Here is an 18834-nt window from a genome sequence, read left to right as displayed (position 1 = left end):
AGCTCACTTTCTGTTTTGGCCATAATTCACCGGAAAAGCGTTAATAAAAACTATTTCTTCAAAAGTATTCGCTTAAATTTGTCGATTCAATAATTGTTTATGGCCCTTATTGGCAAAGATATTCTGCAAGCCAAAATTTTTCTGGAACAATCCCAGGTGGTAGCTATCCCTACGGAAACCGTATATGGATTGGCAGGCAATGCATTCGATGATAAAGCCGTTGCTAAGATATTCCAGGTAAAAAACCGCCCTACTTTTGATCCGCTTATTGTACATACAAATAGCCTCGATAAGCTTAAAACCTTTGTCAGCTATTTCCCGGAAAAAGCTGTACAGCTAGCTTCTGCCTTCTGGCCCGGACCATTAACTCTAGTATTGCCCAGAACCAGCCATATTTCCGACCTGGTTACTTCCGGTATGGATACAGTAGGTGTCAGAATTCCAGATCATCCATTAACCAGGCAATTGCTGGAAATACTGGATTTTCCCCTGGCTGCTCCCAGTGCAAACCCTTTTGGTTATATCAGTCCTACACAGGCCGCCCACGTGCAGGCACAACTGGGAGAGTGTATCCCTTATATTCTGGATGGTGGAAGCGCAGAAATTGGTATAGAATCTACTATTGTTGGTTTCCTCGACGAAGAGGCACTAGTATATCGCCTGGGAGGCATTAGCCTGGAAGATATTGAAAGAGTAATCGGCAAGGTAGAAGTTCAATCTCATTCTACGTCTAACCCACAGGCACCAGGCATGCTGATGAGTCACTATGCACCCAGAAAGCCCCTTTATACAGAAGACCTGCCGGGTTTACTTGCCCAATTCAAGCCTGAAAAAATCGGTGTGCTTGCCTTCAAAAGTCAAATAGAAAGTATTCCGGCAAAAAATCAAATTATTTTATCAGCAGCAGGAGATTTTGCAGAAGCGGCCCGGAATCTTTTCTCTGGTCTCAGAAAATTGGATGCATTACCCATACAAGCCATTTTTGCAGAATTGTTGCCAGAACTGGAACTTGGCCGCGCAATTAATGACCGTATCCGGAGGGCAGCTGCGAAATAATACAGAAAATGGCTTTTGAATTTTGAAATGATTTTTATAAATAGCCGCCGGAAAATGGATGGTTCTGGCTTAGTGTCTCTCATATGATCTTAACACATTCATTGTACACAACCTTACAACCTTATACTTTATGAAAACAGTAGACAATTATAACTTTGCAGGAAAAAAGGCTCTGATCCGGGTGGATTTTAATGTTCCACTCGATAATAATTTCCAGATCACAGATGATACCAGGCTAAAAGCGACTATTCCTACGATTAATAAGATTTTAAAAGATGGTGGTTCAGTTATCCTGATGTCACACTTAGGCCGGCCCAAAAGTGGTCCTACGGAAGAATTTTCGCTCAAACACCTGGTAGAATACCTGTCTGAAACCTTCAAGACACAGGTAAAATTTGCAGATGATTGTATTGGTGAGCAAGCCAGGCAAAAAGCACAAAGTCTGAAACCTGGAGAAATTCTGTTACTGGAAAACCTGCGTTTTTATAAAGAAGAGGAGAAAGGAGATGTTGAATTTTCAAAAAAATTAGCTGCGCTGGGTGATGTATATGTAAATGATGCTTTTGGTACAGCTCACCGGGCACATGCCTCCACAGCAGTTATTGCACAGTTTTTCAAAGATAAAGTAGCAGGATATGTAATGCAGGCCGAGCTGGATAATGCCAAAAAAGTGCTTGACAATGCAGAAAGACCTTTCACAGCTATTATGGGCGGTGCTAAAATTTCCGATAAAATCCTCATCATCGAACGCTTGCTGGATAAAGTAGATAACCTGATTATTGGCGGTGGTATGTCTTATACATTTTTTAAGGCTTTAGGAGGAAATATTGGAAACTCGCTTCTGGAAGCTGATAAAGTAGAGTTAGCCAAAGAATTAATTGAAAAAGCCAAACAAAAAGGCATAAACCTGCTATTGCCACAGGATTCTGTCGTGGCAGATGGGTTTAAGAATGAAGCGCAAACCAAAACCACTGATAACAAGAACATTCCGGATGGATGGATGGGTCTGGATATCGGAGAAAAAGCCCGTCAGGATTTCATCAAAGTAATTGAAAACTCAAAAACCATTCTCTGGAACGGGCCCATGGGTGTGTTTGAAATGCCCAATTTTGCCAAAGGTACCATTGCTGTGGCTGAAGCTGTGGTAAAAGCTACCGAAAAAGGTGCGTTCTCTCTGATCGGCGGCGGTGATTCAGCAGCAGCGGTAAATAATCTCGGCTTTGGCGAAAGAGTATCCTATGTGTCTACAGGTGGCGGTGCTTTGCTGGAATACATGGAGGGCAAAGAATTGCCAGGTGTAAAAGCACTGGAAGTTTAGACTATATTGACCTAAAGCCCTTTCTACATTGCCACACTTTAAAGTGTGGCAATTTTTATTTATGCTGCTCTGTCGGGTGCTGGGAAGGAACTGGGCTATATACCGTCCAGCCACCGTCTACCATAATGGTATCTCCGGTAATATGGCGGGCTTCAGCAGATGCAAGAAAAAGAGCTGTATTGGCAATATCTTCTACATAACCGGTTCGTCCATTGGGAGCTACACTATTCCAGTTCCGTTCATAATCCGGGTCATCAGAGAGGGTGCGTTCCGTGATGGTAGCTCCGGCACCAATGGCATTTACAGTGATCTGGTATGATCCAAGTTCCAGCGCCAATGCTTTGGCCATCAAACGCAGGGCAGCCTTAGTCATGCCATAGGCGCTTAAATTGATGTGTGCCTGCAAGCCAGTTACGGAAGACATCAGAATAATTCTGCCTGCATGTTTATGCTCAATCATGGACAAAGCAGCTGCCTGGGCTGTAAAATAAGAACCTCTCAGGTTTACACTGGTCAGCGTATCGAAAGCTTCTGGTGTGTACGTGAGAAAAGGTCCGTAATTAGTGATACCTGCATTTATTACTGCAATATGTAATCCGCCTACTTTTCCGGTAAAATCCTTTACCATTTCCCGTACCTGCACTATATCGGCCACATTACAACCATATGGATAAACACTATCGGTACCTATTTCTTTATTGATTGTTGAAGCCGCTTGTCTGGCCAGGTTTTCATCTTTATCATTTAAGGCAACCGTGGCTCCTTCCAGAGCAAAACTGCGGCATATTCCAAAACCAATGCCAGTGCCGGCACCAGTAACCAGTACATTCTGTTGAGAAAATCGTTTCATAATATAATTGGCAATAAAGCGGCCTAATCTAAGGGAAGATTCACCATTATTCCACTTTTTTTTAATTATTTTTACCAGCAACCCAATATTTTTACATGAGCCAGATACATGATATTTTAAAAAGGTACTGGGGTTATAATGCCTTCCGCCCTTTACAGGAAGATATCATCCAGTCGGTACTGCTTAAGCAGGATACCCTGGCCTTACTGCCTACTGGCGGCGGAAAATCTATTTGTTTTCAGGTACCTGCTTTGGCTGTAGAAGGCATTTGTATTGTGATTTCTCCCTTGATTGCTCTCATGAAAGACCAGGTAGAGCAATTAAAGAAAAGAAATATTCCGGCTGTTGCCTTGTATTCTGGACTTACCCGAAGGGAAATAGATATTATTCTGGACAATTGTGTATTTAATCATTACAAATTCCTGTATGTTTCCCCGGAGCGTATACAAACAGAGCTTTTTATCGAACGGGTAAAACGCATGAAGGTAAGCTTACTGGCAATAGATGAGGCACATTGCATATCTCAATGGGGTTACGATTTCAGGCCACCTTACCTGGAAATTATTAAATTACGGGACATTTTGCCGCAGATTCCAGTAATAGCTCTTACTGCAACAGCCACCAAAGAGGTAAAAGCAGACATACTGGATAAGTTAGCTTTCCGCCAGCCAAAAGTTTATCAGAAAAGTTTTGCCAGGGAAAATTTATCTTATTCTGCTTTTCAGGAAGAAGATAAAGAGCGGAAGATGCTTACTATTCTGCAAAATGTACCAGGTTCGGCAGTAGTATATACCAGAAGCCGCAAGCGCACACAACAACTGGCTGAATGGCTGTTGAAAACCGGAATCTCTGCCGATTTTTATCATGCCGGCCTAAACAATGACCAGCGCTCCTATAAACAGGATGCCTGGATTAATAACCACATCCGGGTAATTGTTGCCACTAACGCCTTTGGAATGGGAATTGACAAACCAGATGTCCGTACGGTTATTCATATGGATCTGCCAGATAGCCTGGAAGCCTACTACCAGGAAGCAGGCCGGGCCGGAAGGGATGAAAAAAAAGCATATGCGGTAGCGTTATTCAACAAAAGTGACCTGGAAGATTTAAAACACAGAGTAGAACAAGCTTTTCCGCCTGTTGATTTCATCCGAAGGGTATACCAGTCACTGGCTAATTATTACCAGATCGCTGCCGGAAGTGGTTATCTGGCTAATTATAACTTCGAACTGGAAGATTTTTGTAAAACCTATAAACTACAGGCAGGCGAAACCTATCATGCCTTAAAACGCCTGGAAGATGAAGGATTTATTCAATTGAATGAGGCTTTTTTCAGCCCCTCCAAGGTATTTTTTACGATAGATAAAAAACAACTGTATGAATTCCAGGTAGCTAATGCCAGTTATGATCCGCTCATAAAAATGCTGCTCCGGCTATATGGTGGCGAATTGTTCACCAGCTTTATGATCATTTCCGAGCAAGCACTTGCCCGTCAATTACAAGCTAGCCGTTCGGATATCGAAAAAATGCTGACGATGTTGCATTCGCTTCAGGTATTGATTTATGATAAACAAAAGGACAAACCCCAGCTTACTTTTACCACTGTCCGGTTTAATACACAGGATCTTCCAATTCAAGCCCGTCACCTGGAAATACGTAAGCAACAGGAATTACAGAAGATTGGCGCTGTGATTGATTATGTTACACACCAGAACAGGTGTCGTACCCTACTTCTATTGGCTTATTTTGATGAGATTTCTGAACTGGAATGTGGTGTTTGTGATAATTGTATTGAGAAGAAAAAGCAAAAAGATTTTAAAGACTATTATTACCAGCACCGTAAGCAAATTATGGAAGCACTTTCCAGCCAGGAAATTAGTGTGCAGCAACTTCTCCACCGGATAAAACCTAAGGATGAAAAAGCACTAATAGATACCTTGCGGGAAATGACAAATACAGGTGAGATCAGATATAATGCGAAAGGAAATATCTACCGGGTACAGCCTAATTCATAAAATATTATTCTGATATTCCTTTCAGATATGTCTACAGACCTTGATTTTTATAATCTGGTACGGTTTTTTTCAACATAATTACTATATAAATAAATCTAAAACGCTTCTCTGAATTGCATAATTTAATTAGCTAATTTTTAGTTATGTTGTAGGGTGAAGGATTCCATAAAAATCTTTTTAGCGGTTACAGCGCTCCATATCTTCCCATGTAATTTTTTATAAAGTGTATAATTTTTTAAAACAAAAATTACCATTTTCATGTATGCTGTATTAACGTAAAATCTTACATGCAATGAAAAAGCAAACTTTTACGACAAAGAGGCTCAAATTCAATCTTCCAGCTCTTTCCTCTTATCAGATGAGCATTGAAGACTCTTATGTAAATGCCATTAAGTATGGTGCAATAGCCGGATTAGTTGCTGTATTTCTGATTGTTGCATTTATTATTTTAATTTTAATATAAATTTAAAATAATTATTATTTAGGCTATATAAAACCAAAACTTACAAGTTTTCTTAAATATATCTAAGGAAAACACATAAAATATAACACTTAAACACACATATTTATTCTTATATATTGAATCATTAAGTATTGCGACCGAAGCTTAAAAATAATCTGTAAAATTTTGAATTTGAACCCGATAGAGTACAAATAGAATAGCTATACTACTGTCGCAAAATAGGATCTTCTTCATCTATTGCTAGCATTACTACAATTATAATAATGAGAAGAAGTTGTATCCCGAGTATGCCAAGCATGACTTCCTTATTTGTAAGGAATATTCTCCAAGCGGTATGTAAAATGTTCATCATAACCTGATCTATGTTTAAACAGAAACATGTGTATTGCCAGGTTTTTATACGGTTAGAACACTGTTCTAATATGAGTTCTATTTAAAAATATTTAAATGATTAAGAGGTTATAGAGGTTTGTTCTCTGTGTTAACAATATAGTATATCAGAAAAACAATAATAGTTTGCATGGCAAATAGACCTGCCATAACCTCAGAATAGAGCGCAATTGCGATAAGCACGAATATATAGAGTATAATACAAAACATTAATTGAAAAATCAGTAAAGCAAATCTCATAAGCGTAGTAGGTAAAGTCAATATTAATTTAATAATTATTATGGTTCATTTGGTAGTTTATTTTTAAAATTTTACCCTAAAAATTAACCGATCTTTCAGTTTTACTCATGTAATTTTAATACAGAAAAATATAAGTTTTATATACATCTCCATAATATGAAAGTTCTCTTACTCTTTGGATTACTCTTTGCGCTTACATCCAGTTATGCCCAAACTTATAGATTTGTAGACGCTCCTGTTGGATTTTTAAGAGAAGAACCTAAAGTTACTGCTCACATTATGATAAGACTTGAAGAAAAAACAAGAGTTAGAATTATTGAACAAATCAGCCGTACCTGGTCAAAGGTAGAATACGTATATAATGCAAAAAGACACATAGGATATATTACAAATCACACGTTGAGTGAAGAATCTATCACAAGAAAAAAGAAGCCAGCTACCAAATAATATACCTCATTCTACATTGTCTGTGGCTAAACACCACCCTAATATTTATTACCTCAACTAATTAATAGTGTATTCCAAGCGGAATTTTGCACCTTTCTGAAGGCTAATATCTGCAACCATTCAGGTATGAAAATACTGAAATTAATATGTCAGGTAAGCAGGTATGTTTGATTTTGTTCGTATAAAAATTATTTAGCTTATAAAAGTCCTAATATCATATACGGCTCGATTCTTGATTTCATCCGTTAATATTTACTCTATGCTCTTTAATTATATAATTTACATATGGAGTTATATAAATAGGTAAAATTTAAAAACACAATAACAAAAACAGAAGCATTGGTTTACTTTTCAATGTAAGACATCATTAAAGTTACGACGAATAAAGACTATGAGAAACTATTTACAATTTTTTGGAGCTGCTCTTACTATGAGTTTATTTTGGCTGATTATTTATAGTTTTGGAGATCAGATAATAGCTGCATGGCTGGCTGGTATTTTCGCGGTAATAGCAATGGCAGTTCTATCCTGGCTGGCATTTAAGTTTTTAATTTTATTAAAAGTTCAATCTAAACGCGAATTTGACAATATCAGGAAGGGTGAACTTGCAGGAAAAGTGCTGTTTAAGAAATCATAACTGTATCAAAAGATCAACCTTCATTTTCAATAAACTCTGCCCTGCTTTTGTACGCATCAAGCAGGGCGATTATTTTTAAGCACTTTGAACAACCAAAGATTCAGTATTCAAATATAAATAATGCAGTTGTAAAGACTGAGCCAATGGGTATCAGGCTTACCATTAATAGAACCTCCCCAAATAAATATATAATCAGAACAGCCCGGTTATCAATTATTCCTTATCAATTTTGACGTATTCTTTACAGATAGTTTTTGTACAAAATGCAGCCTATATATTTCTACCATACACAAACTTATAAAGAGTATTTTGCAGGTTTCTGATAGGAGAATTTTCATTAATAAGCTTTAAAATATCTACTTTGCTTGTAGAGATTCATTTCTCCATTGAAGAAAGTAATCATCCACCTCCATATTTTGATAAAACAATCAGGAGGCAGATAAATAAAAAAAAAAGCGGGTAAATATGAATAAATCGAAACAGGAAATATTAGAACGGGATGTCATATATTTACTGATTGAGCAATTGTAATAAGCACTTACAATGTATTACCATTGAGGTTATTATTAATTAAACATTTCTCTATTCCACCTTTCGACCAATCTGATCTTTAAGCCTTTATTTTGTATGAGAATTTTCTCTTTTTTCCACATTACAAATTGCATATCTGGCTCTGTTTCAATTCCTGATTTCACTTTCCGGTAAATGATAGCTTCCAGATGATTTTTCCGGGTTCTGGCCAATACATCCAGGTAGGTAGTATCAGATTGATACAGGTCCGAAACTGTTTTCACCAGAGAATATTCCAGGAAAGGATTAACTCTGGAAAGCAAATGGATTCTTTCGAACCGGAAGCCCACCGGACTATATATTCCTACAATGTATTTATCTGCGTAATTAGCATCTTCCGTATAAGTGCCGGCTTGCTGAAAAGCTATATCAAACTCATTGATTCTCTCAAATGAAGCCATTTGTATGGGAAGGTCTCGCATAAAAGCCCATTCGAATTCATCCCATAATAACTTTTTTCTAAGATTACTGTCGCTTGCCAACAGACACAATAATAACAGGTATCTCACTATCAGTTTTATTCTGTCTGCTAATGTATGGCCTAGATAGAGGTACATAAGTCAAAAGAATGGTTGCCTATATATGTCTATCTTTCAGAGACTGGTAAACCCAGGTGTAAGCAAAAGGGTAGTATCTGATATGTTAAGAGAGTAAGAAACAAATGAAGAAACAAAGCGGAAGAAAGCCTGTTTTTACTCTGGACTTACATATTCATACTTTCTGCCATTTACACATTTTTTTAATTGAGCCATATTTAAACGGTCAGAAATTGACATTCTATGGTCTTTTCATTGCTGCCTTCCTGGATATACAGTCTCATATACATTTGAAACTTATTACCAGTACTTGTTCAGCTTTACGTATGTTCTGCAGTATATTGATCTGATCTTGCTACATTTGGGTGGACATTAAGTTAAGAGAAAATACTTAACTTAATGAAAATGGGACAAAGAAGAAAATTCGACAAGGAGTTCAAACTAATGACTGTTGAACTTAGTAAGAGCAGAAAAAATTTAGTAGATCTGGCTAAAGAATTGGATATCAAAATTGGATTGATTTATCGCTGGCGCCGTGAGTTTTTAGACAAGAGGGAGGGAAGTTTTCCTGGCCATGGAAAACCAAAACAAACCCCTGAAGAAGCAGAAATAGCCCGTCTAAAGAAGGCATTAAAGGATGCAGAAATGGAAAGGGATATGGAGCCGATGCTCACAACGTAGGCAGGTCCAAAAAAGGCGGTCAGCATCTTTTCCAGGAACGATGGGAGATATTCCAATTCATAAAGGATAATCACACTGTATACCCCATTGAGAAGATGTGCAAAGCCTTTCAAGTAAGTAAAAGTGGATATTATGGATGGATAAACAGTGAGCCATCTAAACGAGCTACAGAGAACCGGGAAATTCTTCAACAGATCAGAGTGATCCATAAGGAGAGTGGCCAGACCTATGGTAGCCCAAGAATCAGTAAAGCCTTGAAAGCGAATAACATTTCAGTTTCCAGACCCAGGGTTGCCCGCTTAATGAAGCAGGCTGAGCTTAGGGCAAAAAGAATTAAAAGGTATAAGGTCACTACGGATTCAAAGCATAGCTATCCGGTGAGTGAAAATCTACTGGATCGAAATTTTACAGCTAATGCAACAGGTCAGGCCTGGGTATCAGACATGGACCTGCAGACGATGTCAGCATCGGGTCCACTTATATCAGAACCATTACAGGTTGGCTATATCTTACGGTGGTACTGGATTTGGCAGACAGAAAGATTATTGGCTCTCGCCTTGAGTAAAACCATGAAGGCCAAAGAGACGACAATAGCAGCATTAAAAATGGCTATAAAAAACAGGCCCGTGATCCAACCTCTAATATTTCATTCAGACAGGGGTATACAGTATGCCTGTGATGAATTTAGGCAAGAATTAGGTACATATCCTCTTATTAAGCCAAGCATGAGTCGAAAAGGGAATTGTTGGGATAATGCTGTCGCAGAAAGCTTCTTTAAGACCCTGAAAGTGGAATGTGTATATGATTATAAGTTTGCCCATCAGCAGCAAGCGGCTACCACTGTTTTTGAATATATAGAAATCTGGTACAACAGGAAAAGACTGCATTCCTCTCTGGGATATAGAACACCAGCCCAGATGGAGCAACTTTTAAATCAATATGTGTTAGTTGCTTAATTTATTGTCCACAATTTTGTTGCAAGTCCATATTTCCTGGAGAAATAGTAACACTGAACTTAGATATTCTACTTACGTTTGGTGATTGTTTCCGAAAACAGCTATGGCATCAGAAATACTTGAGTTGATAAATATACCTGCTTTACCAACTGGGCAATATATCGTTACAGGGGATTCAACTTGATAGTATGATATTCAAAAGATAAGATAAAGATAGTACCTCCCAATTTTCATACTCTATATATTACTTTATTCTAACTTACTCGAAGAACTATCTACTTTGAGGAAAGTTTCAACACTAACTTTACAGGGTCTTTTATATATTTTGTTTTATCTGATTGCAACTGTAATAGGTATCAAACACTTTTTTGAGGCTATTGTATTGATACCTGGAAGTGGATATAATGCCATCAATGGAAGGACAATCTTGCAAATATGCTTTCAATTGATTCTTAAAGCTTACTTTATTTAGTATTACTTGATGACCTTTGAATATACTTCCATCATTAATTAAATAGTGGGCTTTACCTTTAACATCTATCATCCGGAGTAAGCTTTTTTTGCCGGTGATTAATACCTGAATGAATACGGTATCAACTGTTGGTCGTCCTACTTGTGCATGGGGAAGGTTATTGGCGGATGAAGAATGCATTTCCATTCCAACCACAGCACTTCTATACATTTCATCATTTACAAAAAAACCCTTTATTTCAGAGGGGGTATATGCAATTTCTTTCCGTAAAGCCTGGTCTTTATAATACACGATACCCGATTTCAATGTATGCCTTTTTAAGTGAATTAACCCGGTTATAGTGTCTCCTTCCAGGTTAATGATATAACCATTTTGAAACTTCTGCTGTGAAAATGCTTCAGGTGTACAAGTAAAAATATAAAGTATAGAAAGAAGCAAAATTAAACGGCCACTTCTCCAATTATGGGCAAAATATAAGCTATTCATATCTATATAGCAGGTCAATTACAGACTTGTATTTATTTAACAAGATGCACCCAGCTGAACTTATTTTTCTGCTGATTCAGGCTGATTTCATACTTGCCCAGAAAAGACTTTGATTTTGTCTCATCTCCATTCATGCCGACAGCGCTTTATATTACACATCGGATATAGCGTTTTATGTTCAGCTAAAATATAAAAAGGATGATACGAAAAAAACTTTGCTTACTAGCCTTATTAATTTTGGCAATGTGGCATACCGGATTTTCTCAACAAATATGGTCTGTTGGTCCAATGATTCATTTTAATTTTGGCGGAGAAAAACCTCGCGTTTCATATTCTCTGGAAGTGGCCTACTGGAACCTTGAACATTTTTATTACAGCGTTGATGGGGGCGTGGAAGTTGAATCTGGCAAATTACGTCTCTATAGTGAACTGCAAACCGGGTTTGGCCTGGCGGGTATTGCCTGTGGTCCGGTGCTGGAGTTCAATACCCGGCAAGGAGGCACTCATCTGGGAATGCAGGGTTCCTTATGGGCAAACTATTTTCTGGGAGCTGATTTCCGTTTGCGCCGGGTGAATAAAACTACGTATACCTGCCTGGGTATTTATGCAAAAGCTCCTTTTGCCAGCTCAGGCTTAGATGGTGATAATGATGGCCATGATTTTGACTGGGACTGGGATTAGATTAAGCATGCCGGTAATGGCTCGAAAAAATAAAACAATAAATCAACGATTTGTGGTGATGTAGTAAAACGCATGTATTTGATGCTGCGAAAAGCATTAACAGGTCAATGGGTTGCGCGCCAGGACTTCAGTGGAATGCTTTTTTACAAAATCAGCTGTGTAATTAATCTTTCGGTTTATTTACTTCTGCTTCCTTTCTTCTTACGCCTACCCTGCTCATGTCTATCGGCTGAAATCCAAGTTGTAACGCTGGTGACTCTGGCTTTAAGTGAAAATCATAGTTATTAGCGTCCACAAATAGTGGGTCCGCATATTTCGAATGTGTATCTTTCCCTCTGGCCTGCCATTCAGCGAAAGTTAATCCATTGTATTTCATAGAATCAGCCGGTAACGAAGGGTTATAATACAGGTTATAATTAGCTTCAAATGTGCTGTTCAATTCCTGGTCCGGATTTATGGCTGATACATGAAAAGTATAGGGCTTGTCTTTCCAGTTTTGAGAAAACAGCTCACCTTCTTTCCAGTACACAATATTATTTTCAAAATACACACTTGTATGCGGCTCCATCCGGTGGCGGCTAATCTGTTCAAGTTTACCGAAAGCGAATATATTATTACGAACGGTTACTTCCTTACAGAAATGTATGTTATAGGGAGCAAACTTGGTATTATACACAATGTTGTTTTCAATCAGCAAGTGGGTAGTACCTTCGTCATTATAAATGCCCCAGCCGCCATAATGATTGGCATTTACATCATGAATCAGGTTATTGCGGAGTACAGTTCCGGGTGATACACCCAGCGTATAAATCCCACCCATATCCGATAGCAATCCATCGCCTCCGATGTGGTGAATATGATTATAGGCGATCAGATTATGAGTACTGATGCTGTGTTTGTAGCCCCAAACCCAGCCTGCCGAAATGCCGGTATACCAGCCATGGTGAATCTCATTGTGCAGGATTTCATTGTGGTGGGTATGCATGAGTAGCAAGCCAACTGCAGAAGGAAATACCTCTCCATAATGATGCAGTAAATTATCAGTAATCTGATTGTAACCGGTACGCAGCAAAGGATGATCTGCTGTGTTTCCGCCGTTTATTCTGATTCCACCGGCAGCCAGATAGCTCATTTCACAGGAAGAAATCCGGTTATAGCGGCTTCCAGGATTGATTTCAAAAGCAAAAGTTCCGATATTCTGAATGCGGCAATTATCGAATGTGCAGTGCTGGGCACCACTCATAGTAATCGCAGCAGGTACACTGGCAGATCCCTGCTGGTCATTGGAATTACCTGGGGGTAACTCGAAATTAGTATACTGAAAATTCAGGTTGCTGAACGTAAGGTAAGCTACAGGTTTATTTTCCAATGGTTTTCCTTCCAGATGAATGAATGCCGGAGATACCGGGGCAATTACTTCAGCCTTAGTCAAGTTTTCTCCAGGCTGGGCATAATAGTATAAAAGTCCTGTTTTTTTGTTCAGGTACCATTCTCCGGGGGTATCCAGACCTTCCCATACATTTTCTACAATATATCTGGCTCCTTCTTTGGTAAAATCATTGGTAAATACTTTACCAGCTTTGTGCTTAAAAGTAACAATCCTGTTTTTGGAATTAATAGATTGAATAGGCAAATGTGAATCTGTCCAGAAATGGTAAACGATTACTTCTACATCGGTCAGGTTGGTCCAGGCCGGATTAATGTCCTGATTGGCGTATTCGAAACGCTGGCAGTCGGTATGGTAATGTACTTCTGGCCCTCCATCGGGAAAACCTTTTACCCGTAAAAAACCCTGGTTAGGTATTCTGGCCCGCTGTTTTAATGTTCCATTTACATACAATTGCCGGAATGACCATGTCCCTTGTTTCGCTTCCGGAACCTGAGCTATCCAGATATCCTTCTTATATTTTTTCCAGCCGGTAATGGCTTTTCCGCCATGAATCGTTACTTTCTCGTTGGGATATGCGGTATACGTAATAGGAATTTCCTCTGTGCCGGAATCATCCTGGGTGAATATAAGCGGCTTTTCAAGATAATAGGTGCCTTCTCTAAGATAAACAGTTACTGGCTTATTAAATTTCCCTTCCTTTTTCAACGCTTGCACAGCCAGACGGGCTTTTTCTATACTCTCAAAAGGCATTTCCTGACTGGTTCCACTTGCTGCATCATTGCCGGTTGGAGATACATAAAAGTTATAGGAATCTTGTGCAAGTGCAGAAATTGAAACAGCTATATATAATAGAAACAGGGTGAATGTTTTCATAGACATATATCTATTTAGTTAGTATTCTCTTTATCCTTAGCTACCTTGATTATTATCCCATAAACCAAGATTTGAAAAAAGAAAATTGCTTTAATAAACCAATCTTTCAGCAGGTTAACTTCTCTCCATGTTTCGACTTTTACCATTGGATTCCAAGGATCAATCTCGCTTACTCTTTTCTTTCCTATTACTTTACCTTTCATAAGATATAAATCTGCTCCCATTGGGTCAACATAGGTACTGGGTCTTTCTGAGGTGTAACACCATGAGTTGGACCTAAATGTTCCCAACACACTGCTATTTGACAAAGAAGTATAAAAGCGAATATTACAAATTGTCTTTTAATTGTTGGGGACATTATTTTTATGATATCAAATCATAATACAAGCGCCATTTAATATCTAAAATTGGGTTATATGACTAATCTTCATTTTCTCTCAAGCATTCCCATACACCTTAATTACCGGCTCCCGTATAACCTTTGCTGCATCGGAAGCAGTAAAGCTGATAATTTCAGCTATATCAGAGGGCTGCACCCAGTTGGCAAACTTCGCATCCGGCATAGCCACTCGGTTCTGGGGAGTATCAATGGTACTGGGAACAATTACGGTAGTTACTACATTTTTCTTATTGCCCTCTGCATTTAGAATTTCAGCCAGAGAAAAAAGCAGCGATTTTGATAAAGCATAGGCCACCATATGTTTTCCGGCCTCCGGCAATAAGGCAGGCCTGGCTCCCACCAGAAAAATATGTCCTCCCTCGGCGTGTTTGGCCATTTGAACAAAAACTTCTCTGGCCAGGTAATAGGCTGATTCAAAGTTCATGGCAAACATTTTCTTGAGGCTGGCCCCATCCGTTTCCTGGAGATTACCCATAGCAAAACCGCCTACCGTAAGCGCCGCTATGTGTATTTTTCCATAGGTATTGGCAGCATATGTCACCAATTGTTTACAGGCTTCTTCCTGGGTTACATCCAGTGTGTACTTTTCAAAATGGCTATGCTTCTCAAGTTCGGGCAGGCTTTCCTCTGTTCGTATCGTTCCAATTACCTGTATATCTTTCTGGAGCAAGTTTTGAGCTACGGCTTGTCCTAAATTCCCGGAAACACCGGTAACAATGGCTAATTGCTTCATTGCCTGAAATAGGTTTTAGAGTGTAGGTTAGGAGTTATCTGCTATTTTCTTGCCTTCGCTGATAAGTTCAGGCGACAAAGAAGCTACGGTTTCCTGTAGAAAAGCAGCAAATGGGGCAGCAAATTCTTTCCGGCGGAGGGCAAATTCAACGGTTGTTTTCAAAAAGTCGAGTTTGTTGCCGATATCATACCGTTTGCCTTCGATGGTATGCGAGTAAATATTCTCCCCTTTCAGCAGGCGTAGGAACGCATCGGTTAGCTGGATTTCGTTTCCTTTGCCTTTGGGTGTTTGTTCGATGGCTTTATAGATTTCCGGCGTGAGAATATACCGCCCGGCAATGGCCAGATTAGAAGGCGCTTTTTCAATGGAAGGTTTTTCGATCAATTGATTCAGTTCCATGAGTGAGTCGCTGAGCTTTTTTCCGCCTACAATGCCATAACGGGAAACTTTGTCTTTCGGCACTTCTTCTACTGCAATCACAGTGCAGCGGTATTGTTCGTAAATGTCAATTAGTTGCTGGGTAACCGGAATTACGGAATCTATAATCGTATCGCCCAGCAATACGGCAAAAGGTTCATTGCCGGTGTGGTGACGGGCATAATAAATGGCATCACCCAGGCCATTGATTTCTTTCTGGCGGATAAAATGAATATGAGCCATATCAGCCAGCCGGCGGATTTCATTGTATAAAGTATCCTCTTTTTCTTCTAAGCGGGCTTCCAGCTCAAAATTACGGTCAAAATGGTCTTCTATGGCCCGTTTTCCTTTTCCGGAAATAATAAGGATGTCTTCAATACCAGAATCTACTGCTTCCTGCACCACATACTGAATGGTGGGTGTATCGATAATGGGAAGCATTTCTTTGGGTTGTGCCTTGGTGGCTGGTAAAAAACGGGTGCCTAATCCGGCGGCTGGTATTACTGCTTTTCTGATCATAATGAAATGTCTGAATTTTTAAAAGTTGGTAGTTGATAGTTCGCTGATAGAATTACTGAAGGCCTCAATAATTGAATAAATAAGTGGTTAAAGAAATGTAATTCTGTAATTCTGTAATTCTGTAATTCTGTAATTCTGTAATTCTGTAATTCTGTAATTCTTTACACAATATATGGTTTAATCACTCTGGCGTTGAGGTTTTTAAGTTTAACTACCAGTTTGTTAAGCATTTCATCGTCGGTATACATGCCGATAATAGAGCCGCCGGAACCTGTAAAACTAGCTGATGCCCCACAACTTCTGGCGGTGTTAATCAGTTCCATATTGCTTTCGCTGATATTCATGATTTTGCAGCGAAGGTCGAAATTTTCATTCATCAGGTGAAACAAGGTCTCATAGTCTTTCTGCCGGATCACTTCTTTTCCACGCTCTGCCAGGCTGGCAATTTTACTGAGGGTATCAATCACATGTGCATCTCCTTTATCGTACCGGGCGCGGATGTCATTGAAAACTGTGCCGGATACTTTTCCTAAGGATGTTTTATAGGCGATATATAATTTAGGCAGCAAAGCCGGTTCTATGCGTTCGTATTGCCCGTATTTTTTTTCTTCCATTATTTTCTTATCAAAGTTCATATACACGCAGCCTTCATAAGACTGAATTACCCGGTCCTGCATACCGGCATTGATGCCAAGCTCATCTTTTTCGGCAGATAAGGCCAAATTCGGCAATATTTCCAGGGGAATCTTTACTGAATAGAACTGCATCAAAGCGCGCATGGTAGCAATAATAATGGCACTTGAGCCAGCAAGTCCAACCTGTCTGGGAATGGAAGAAGCATACCGGACGGTAAAATTTTTATTACTCAGCCTGGTGTTGTTCTCTTCGCAATATTCACAGAATTTTTTGATAGCTGCTTTTATCAACGGAATACCGCCATTGTATCCCGTCAGGCTCACAGCATCCCGCAAATGATAGATATTCCGGTAAGTAGTAAGATCTTGTTCCTGGGGCTCAATGTGTAACTCAGGTGACTGATAAAGCGAAATACGGGCGCCAAAATTTTTGACAATAATAGAAATGGTTTTACCAAAATAGCCATCTGAAGGATTGCCCAGCAAGCCTGCCCTGGCATAGGCTCTCGATTCTATAATCATATATATTAAATATTCACAAAGCGGTGATCGTGGTAAGTTTAGTTAAAATTCAAGTATGTTTCACTGGAACGCACATTTTTTTGATATTTTCACGTAGAATAGTACCGAAGCGAATGAGTGATTGAGTAGATGAGAGATTGGATCTACGTATATATTAAAGGTAATGGCAGACCCTTCAATCTGTAGAACAAAAATTGTAATCTTTCACTCAGTCACTCATTCGCTCATTCACCCATTTAACCAACGCAAAGCTATGTCACAATGGAAACAGATTTTGATGCGTGTTGCCAGTAATGCCGACGACCGCTTCGACAAACTCAAATACAGATTACGGCAGCGCCTGGGCAATTTAGGTCCCGTTATGATTCTGCCTTACCGGGGGTTTGGCAATGCCAATGAAATTTACCTGAAAGGCCGGGTACTCAAAGACAAAGGTATTGTAGCCGCCGGAGATAATGATACAGTCTGGCAGAATCTACTTTCTACATATAAGCGGTTTGCCAGCGTTGAAATTCCAGGGGTACGGGTAGAAGCCACATTTGCCGGTGTAACACAGGAAGTAATTACCGATGTTGAAGGATATTTTGAAGTGCGTTTTAGGCCGCAAGAACCCCTTCCACCTACCAGAGCCTGGCATACAATAGAACTCCGTTTGCTGGATGAAATATATGAAGGACAGGGTGATATTCGGGCTTCCGGAACCATTCTTACGCCCAATGCAGGCAGCCAGTTCGGAATCATTTCGGATGTGGATGATACCATTCTGCAAACGAATGCTACGAGTCTGATGAAAGCCGCCAAACTTACCTTTTTAAATAACTCACGCACACGCCTAGCTTTTGAAGGGGTAGCAGCATTTTACCGGGCACTACAAAGCGGACCAGATAGTTCCTTGTTTAATCCTTTGTTTTTCGTCTCCAGCAGTTCCTGGAATTTGTATGACCTGCTGGTAGATTTTTGCATCGTACAAGGTATTCCCAAAGGTCCTTTCCTATTGCGTGATCTGGGCATCGACCGCGAACAGTTTATCAAATCTACCCACCACAACCATAAGTTTGACAAGATCAAACTCATTCTTAATACCTGCGAAGGATTGCCTTTTATTCTCATCGGCGACAGCGGACAGCATGATCCGGAAATTTATTTGCAGGTAATTCAGGAATTTCCAGGACGTATTCTGGCTGTATATATTAGGGATGTGAGCCAGGATATACGGGATAGTTCGGTGCAGAAAATAATTTTACAGGCTAAACAACTCGGTGTTGAAATGCTCTTAGTGCCTGATACGGTAGTTGCTGCCAAACATGCAGCCAGCAAAGGCTATATCGATCCTGAAATTCTTCCGGATATCCGGGCTGAAAAAGTGGAAGATCAGCAAGCGCCCAGCGATCTGGAACAAATTATAGGAACAGATAGCGAGCAGAAAACTGAGTAAATCCAACCGGCAGAATGTTACCTACTAGCTGAATTCATTACCTGGAATGATCATTGATACAATGGGAAAGAGTTGATATTAAATGATAATTTTCGCTGTTAACCTATTTCCT

16 protein-coding genes and 1 pseudogene are annotated in these 18834 nt (G+C 39.5%); 9 read left to right on the top strand and 8 right to left on the bottom strand.

Annotated features, from left to right (window positions below):
• Positions 1 to 99 precede the first annotated feature (99 nt).
• Together GXP67_RS25130 and GXP67_RS25125 are read left to right on the top strand one after the other, a co-directional pair.
• On the top strand, positions 100 to 1056 hold the full coding sequence (locus tag GXP67_RS25130) for an L-threonylcarbamoyladenylate synthase (protein WP_162445670.1): 957 nt from the start codon (positions 100 to 102) through the stop codon (positions 1054 to 1056).
• Between the two features lie 130 nt (positions 1057 to 1186).
• Positions 1187 to 2374: a phosphoglycerate kinase gene (locus tag GXP67_RS25125; protein WP_162445669.1), complete on the top strand. Its 1188-nt coding sequence runs from the start codon at positions 1187 to 1189 to the stop codon at positions 2372 to 2374.
• A 55-nt stretch (positions 2375 to 2429) separates the two neighbouring features.
• Here the strand turns inward: GXP67_RS25125 and GXP67_RS25120 are convergent, their stop codons facing one another.
• Positions 2430 to 3224 carry an SDR family NAD(P)-dependent oxidoreductase gene (locus GXP67_RS25120; RefSeq protein ID WP_162445668.1) on the bottom strand — a complete coding sequence of 265 codons (795 nt, stop codon included), beginning with the start codon at positions 3222 to 3224 and terminating at the stop codon, positions 2430 to 2432.
• 95 nt (positions 3225 to 3319) lie between these two features.
• Between GXP67_RS25120 and GXP67_RS25115 the strand changes: the two genes are divergently transcribed.
• The 4 genes from GXP67_RS25115 to GXP67_RS25100 all read left to right on the top strand — a co-directional run bounded on the left by GXP67_RS25115 (position 3320) and on the right by GXP67_RS25100 (position 7416).
• Complete coding sequence (locus GXP67_RS25115; RefSeq protein WP_162445667.1) at positions 3320 to 5239, top strand: RecQ family ATP-dependent DNA helicase; 1920 nt, start codon at positions 3320 to 3322, stop codon at positions 5237 to 5239.
• A 292-nt stretch (positions 5240 to 5531) separates the two neighbouring features.
• Complete coding sequence (locus tag GXP67_RS25110) at positions 5532 to 5702, top strand: hypothetical protein (RefSeq protein ID WP_162445666.1); 171 nt, start codon at positions 5532 to 5534, stop codon at positions 5700 to 5702.
• A gap of 786 nt (positions 5703 to 6488) precedes the next feature.
• The gene (locus GXP67_RS25105; protein ID WP_162445665.1) at positions 6489 to 6779 is read left to right on the top strand and encodes an SH3 domain-containing protein; all 291 of its coding nucleotides are present in this window, start codon (positions 6489 to 6491) and stop codon (positions 6777 to 6779) included.
• A 391-nt stretch (positions 6780 to 7170) separates the two neighbouring features.
• Positions 7171 to 7416, top strand: a complete 246-nt coding sequence (locus tag GXP67_RS25100; protein ID WP_162445664.1) for a hypothetical protein — start codon at positions 7171 to 7173, stop codon at positions 7414 to 7416.
• Between the two features lie 566 nt (positions 7417 to 7982).
• On the opposite strand, the gene GXP67_RS25095 is transcribed toward GXP67_RS25100, so the two are convergent.
• The gene (locus GXP67_RS25095; RefSeq protein WP_162445663.1) at positions 7983 to 8543 is read right to left on the bottom strand and encodes a hypothetical protein; all 561 of its coding nucleotides are present in this window, start codon (positions 8541 to 8543) and stop codon (positions 7983 to 7985) included.
• A 378-nt stretch (positions 8544 to 8921) separates the two neighbouring features.
• Between GXP67_RS25095 and GXP67_RS25090 the strand changes: the two are divergent.
• Positions 8922 to 10159, top strand: a pseudogene (locus tag GXP67_RS25090) (IS3 family transposase).
• A gap of 316 nt (positions 10160 to 10475) precedes the next feature.
• Here the strand turns inward: GXP67_RS25090 and GXP67_RS25085 are convergent.
• Complete coding sequence (locus GXP67_RS25085; protein WP_162445662.1) at positions 10476 to 11117, bottom strand: hypothetical protein; 642 nt, start codon at positions 11115 to 11117, stop codon at positions 10476 to 10478.
• 198 nt (positions 11118 to 11315) lie between these two features.
• Between GXP67_RS25085 and GXP67_RS25080 the strand changes: the two genes are divergently transcribed.
• A complete protein-coding gene (locus GXP67_RS25080) occupies positions 11316 to 11798 on the top strand; it encodes a hypothetical protein (RefSeq protein ID WP_162445661.1) in 483 nt (160 codons plus the stop codon).
• A 163-nt stretch (positions 11799 to 11961) separates the two neighbouring features.
• On the opposite strand, the gene GXP67_RS25075 is transcribed toward GXP67_RS25080, so the two are convergent.
• The 5 genes from GXP67_RS25075 to GXP67_RS25055 all read right to left on the bottom strand — a co-directional run bounded on the left by GXP67_RS25075 (position 11962) and on the right by GXP67_RS25055 (position 17287).
• On the bottom strand, positions 11962 to 14061 hold the full coding sequence (locus tag GXP67_RS25075) for a right-handed parallel beta-helix repeat-containing protein (protein WP_162445660.1): 2100 nt from the start codon (positions 14059 to 14061) through the stop codon (positions 11962 to 11964).
• A 14-nt stretch (positions 14062 to 14075) separates the two neighbouring features.
• On the bottom strand, positions 14076 to 14264 hold the full coding sequence (locus GXP67_RS25070) for a hypothetical protein (RefSeq protein WP_162445659.1): 189 nt from the start codon (positions 14262 to 14264) through the stop codon (positions 14076 to 14078).
• Between the two features lie 234 nt (positions 14265 to 14498).
• Positions 14499 to 15194, bottom strand: a complete 696-nt coding sequence (locus GXP67_RS25065) for an SDR family NAD(P)-dependent oxidoreductase (protein WP_162445658.1) — start codon at positions 15192 to 15194, stop codon at positions 14499 to 14501.
• Between the two features lie 27 nt (positions 15195 to 15221).
• Positions 15222 to 16130, bottom strand: a complete 909-nt coding sequence (gene galU / locus GXP67_RS25060; protein WP_162445657.1) for a UTP--glucose-1-phosphate uridylyltransferase GalU — start codon at positions 16128 to 16130, stop codon at positions 15222 to 15224.
• Positions 16131 to 16291: 161 nt separating this feature from the next.
• Positions 16292 to 17287 (bottom strand): mevalonate kinase family protein, encoded by a 996-nt coding sequence (locus tag GXP67_RS25055; protein ID WP_162445656.1) that lies wholly within the window; start codon positions 17285 to 17287, stop codon positions 16292 to 16294.
• A 253-nt stretch (positions 17288 to 17540) separates the two neighbouring features.
• On the opposite strand from GXP67_RS25055, the gene GXP67_RS25050 reads away from it, so the two are divergent.
• On the top strand, positions 17541 to 18722 hold the full coding sequence (locus tag GXP67_RS25050; protein ID WP_162445655.1) for an App1 family protein phosphatidate phosphatase: 1182 nt from the start codon (positions 17541 to 17543) through the stop codon (positions 18720 to 18722).
• Positions 18723 to 18834 lie beyond the last annotated feature (112 nt).

This window comes from Rhodocytophaga rosea (genome assembly GCF_010119975.1).
Classification (GTDB): Bacteria; Bacteroidota; Bacteroidia; order Cytophagales; family 172606-1; genus Rhodocytophaga; species Rhodocytophaga rosea.
This window is presented reverse-complemented; position numbering and strand designations above follow the sequence as displayed.

What these genes read in the sequence shown, in the direction of transcription:
- GXP67_RS25130 (WP_162445670.1), top strand. Translation starts at nt 100, where the DNA reads ATGGCCCTTATTGGCAAAGATATTCTGCAAGCCAAAATTTTTCTGGAA.
- GXP67_RS25125 (WP_162445669.1), top strand. Translation starts at nt 1,187, where the DNA reads ATGAAAACAGTAGACAATTATAACTTTGCAGGAAAAAAGGCTCTGATC.
- GXP67_RS25120 (WP_162445668.1), bottom strand. Translation starts at nt 3,224, where the DNA reads ATGAAACGATTTTCTCAACAGAATGTACTGGTTACTGGTGCCGGCACT.
- GXP67_RS25115 (WP_162445667.1), top strand. Translation starts at nt 3,320, where the DNA reads ATGAGCCAGATACATGATATTTTAAAAAGGTACTGGGGTTATAATGCC.
- GXP67_RS25110 (WP_162445666.1), top strand. Translation starts at nt 5,532, where the DNA reads ATGAAAAAGCAAACTTTTACGACAAAGAGGCTCAAATTCAATCTTCCA.
- GXP67_RS25105 (WP_162445665.1), top strand. Translation starts at nt 6,489, where the DNA reads ATGAAAGTTCTCTTACTCTTTGGATTACTCTTTGCGCTTACATCCAGT.
- GXP67_RS25100 (WP_162445664.1), top strand. Translation starts at nt 7,171, where the DNA reads ATGAGAAACTATTTACAATTTTTTGGAGCTGCTCTTACTATGAGTTTA.
- GXP67_RS25095 (WP_162445663.1), bottom strand. Translation starts at nt 8,543, where the DNA reads ATGTACCTCTATCTAGGCCATACATTAGCAGACAGAATAAAACTGATA.
- GXP67_RS25085 (WP_162445662.1), bottom strand. Translation starts at nt 11,117, where the DNA reads ATGAATAGCTTATATTTTGCCCATAATTGGAGAAGTGGCCGTTTAATT.
- GXP67_RS25080 (WP_162445661.1), top strand. Translation starts at nt 11,316, where the DNA reads ATGATACGAAAAAAACTTTGCTTACTAGCCTTATTAATTTTGGCAATG.
- GXP67_RS25075 (WP_162445660.1), bottom strand. Translation starts at nt 14,061, where the DNA reads ATGAAAACATTCACCCTGTTTCTATTATATATAGCTGTTTCAATTTCT.
- GXP67_RS25070 (WP_162445659.1), bottom strand. Translation starts at nt 14,264, where the DNA reads ATGAAAGGTAAAGTAATAGGAAAGAAAAGAGTAAGCGAGATTGATCCT.
- GXP67_RS25065 (WP_162445658.1), bottom strand. Translation starts at nt 15,194, where the DNA reads ATGAAGCAATTAGCCATTGTTACCGGTGTTTCCGGGAATTTAGGACAA.
- galU (WP_162445657.1), bottom strand. Translation starts at nt 16,130, where the DNA reads ATGATCAGAAAAGCAGTAATACCAGCCGCCGGATTAGGCACCCGTTTT.
- GXP67_RS25055 (WP_162445656.1), bottom strand. Translation starts at nt 17,287, where the DNA reads ATGATTATAGAATCGAGAGCCTATGCCAGGGCAGGCTTGCTGGGCAAT.
- GXP67_RS25050 (WP_162445655.1), top strand. Translation starts at nt 17,541, where the DNA reads ATGTCACAATGGAAACAGATTTTGATGCGTGTTGCCAGTAATGCCGAC.